The organism is Mesorhizobium sp. M7A.F.Ca.CA.001.10.2.1, assembly GCF_003998575.1.
Taxonomy (GTDB): domain Bacteria; phylum Pseudomonadota; class Alphaproteobacteria; order Rhizobiales; family Rhizobiaceae; genus Mesorhizobium.
In genome coordinates, this window is sequence record NZ_RZQY01000750.1 from 1 (window position 1) to 2,721 (window position 2,721).

Sequence of the window (2,721 nt, forward strand, 5' to 3'; positions counted from 1 at the left end):
CGTCGGCGCTGCAGGCCTATGTCAACGCCATGGAGCAGTCCGGGGTCATGAAAACCCTGGCCGAGCCGACCTTGACCGCCGTATCCGGGGAGAAGGCGACCTTCAAGGTCGGCGGTGAATACAATATGGTTTCAGGTGTCTCAGCAAACGTATCGCAGGACAACCAGACCGGCCTGAAGACCTACACCATCGAAAAGATCGAGTACGGCATCGGCCTGGAATTCCAGCCGGTGGTGTTGTCTCCCGGTCGCATAAGCCTGAAAGTTAGGACGTCGGTTTCCGAGCCGACAACCGAGGGGTCCGTATCGCTCTCCTCAGGCGTGACGAGCCCCGGCATGAATGCACTGTCGCTGCGCAAACGTCTTGCCGATACGACCGTTGAACTCCCCTCGGGCGGCTCCATGATGATCGCCGGCCTGGTTCGCGACGATGTCAGGCAAGCCGTCAACGGGTTGCCCGGGCTGACAAAGATCCCGGTGCTCGGCGCGCTCTTCCGCAGCAGAGATTTCGTGCGCAACGAGACCGAACTCGTCATCATCATCACGCCCTATCTGGTGAAGCCGGTGGCGCGCAACGACCTTGCCAAGCCGGACGACAATTTCAACGCCGCCAGCGATGGCGCTGCCATGTTCCTTGGCCGAGTCAATCGCGTCTACGGCACCATGCAGACCGACAAGCCCAACGGCCGCTACCACGGCGTCGTCGGCTTCATCTACAAGTGAGCGGGGAAGCGGACATGTCTCAGTCAGCATTGAAGGCAAGCACCATCGCCGCACCGATGCGCTTTGGCCGCTCGCAGGTCTGCCGGCGGTTCGTTCCTGTCCTGGCGGTTGCGGTGGCGGCGCTGCTCACCGGCTGCGCCCAGCGCGACAGCATCACGGTCGGCGCCATCCCGGACGATTATCGCACCAACCATCCGATCGTGATCGCGGAGAAGAACCAGAAGATAGACCTGCCGGTGGGCGCCGGTGACCGTGGTATGACGGGCTCTCAGCGTGACACGCTTTCGGGCTTTCTCGACGGCTACGACAGGAGCGCCGCTCCGGCGGTGACGATCGCTATCCCTGTCGGCTCGGCCAACGAGATCGCGGCGGCCGCTGCCAGCCGCGATTTTGTCAGGCTGGTGGTTGCCAGCGGCATCAAGCGCAACCGGATTGTCATGACCTCTTATCAGTCCGCTTCCGCCGAAGCCTCGGCCCCGATTCGCGTCGCCTATATCTCGGTGAAAGCTCAGACCGACAAATGCGGGCGTTGGCCCGAAGATCTGGTGGAGACCTCGGAAAACAAGCACTACGCCGATTTCGGCTGCTCGTATCAGAACAACCTCGCCGCCCAGATGGCCAATCCGGCCGACCTGCTCGGACCGCGCAAGCAGGCACCTATCGACGCCGAGCAGCGTGGGAAAGTCATCGATGGGTACCGAAATCAACCCTTCTTTGATTGGGAAGCAGAAGGCGAAGTTAGCTACTAACGATCGCAGTTCGGAGTACACGAACATGAACAATCTGGCCTATGACACTCCTGTAGACGGCAGCGATACCTCGCAGCAGGACATCGCCGCGATGCAGGCGTTGCGGCCGATCCCGCGCATCTCGATCCAGGCATTCTGCGAGACCGAGGGTGTTGCCAACCCGGTCGAGCGCGCCGGCGAGGACCGCCGCATGACGAAGGCGCATCTCAAGGTCCATATGGGCGGCGTCCCCACTGCCATCGAATTCTACCAATCGGCGCCGACGCCCAACCTGATCCTGCTGGAATCGCGCAGCGAGCCCAAGCAATTGCTGGAGCAACTCGCCCAGCTCTCGGAATATTGCGATCCGACGTCGAAGGTGGTGGTGATCGGCCACTACAATGATGTCGGCCTCTACCGCGAGCTCATCCGCAACGGCATTTCCGAATATGTGATCGCTCCGGTCTCGATGGCCGACATCGTCAGCGTGGTGTCGTCGATTTTCATCGATCCGGAAGCCGAGCCGCTCGGCCGCTCGATCGCCTTCGTCGGCGCCAAGGGCGGTGTCGGCTCCTCGACGATCGCCCACAATGTGGCTTGGGCGATGTCCTCCCTGTTCAAATCCGAAGTGGTCGTCGCCGATCTCGATCTGGCTTTCGGCACCGCCAACATCAATTTCGACCAGGATCCGGCGCAAGGCATCGCCGAGGCGGTGTTTTCACCCGAACGCATCGATGAAGTCTATCTCGACCGGCTGCTGACCCAGTGCGCCGAGCATCTGTCGCTGCTGGCAGCGCCTTCGACGCTCGAACGGGTCTATGATTTCGATCCCGAGGCCTTCGCGCAGCTTATCGACACCGCCCAGCGCAGCGTGCCGCTTCTGGTGCTCGACGTCCCGCATGCCTGGACGGGCTGGACCAAGAACACCCTGGTCAAGGCCGACGAGATCGTCATCACCGCGACACCGGAACTCGCCAATCTGCGCAACACCAAGAATCTCGTCGATATGCTCAAGCGGCTTCGTCCCAATGATCCGCCGCCCAAGCTGATCATCAACCAGGCCGGCGTGCCGAAGCGCCCGGAGATTTCGCCGTCCGATTTCGCCGAGCCGCTCGGCCTGTCGCCGATGTCGGTCATTGCGTTTGATCCGTTGCTGTTCGGCAATGCCGCCAACAACGGACGCATGCTTGGCGAAATGGATGCCAAGAACCCGGTCGTCGCGATGATCAACGAAATGGCGCATGTGCTGCCCGGGCGCAGCGCAATCAAGC

3 protein-coding genes are annotated in these 2,721 nt (G+C 61.7%); all 3 read left to right on the forward strand.

Annotated elements, in window-relative coordinates:
* On the forward strand, positions 1-722 hold a 722-nt coding region (locus EN964_RS31105), incomplete at its 5' end, for a type II and III secretion system protein family protein (protein ID WP_164776123.1).
* Positions 723-736: 14 nt separating this feature from the next.
* On the forward strand, positions 737-1,471 hold the full coding sequence (locus EN964_RS31110) for a CpaD family pilus assembly protein (protein ID WP_127271264.1): 735 nt from the start codon (positions 737-739) through the stop codon (positions 1,469-1,471).
* Positions 1,472-1,496: 25 nt separating this feature from the next.
* On the forward strand, positions 1,497-2,721 hold a 1,225-nt coding region (locus EN964_RS31115), incomplete at its 3' end, for a CpaE family protein (protein ID WP_127277178.1).

Excerpts from the sequence above, each read along its gene's own strand:
- EN964_RS31110 (WP_127271264.1), top strand. The coding sequence starts at position 737 with ATGTCTCAGTCAGCATTGAAGGCAAGCACCATCGCCGCACCGATGCGC.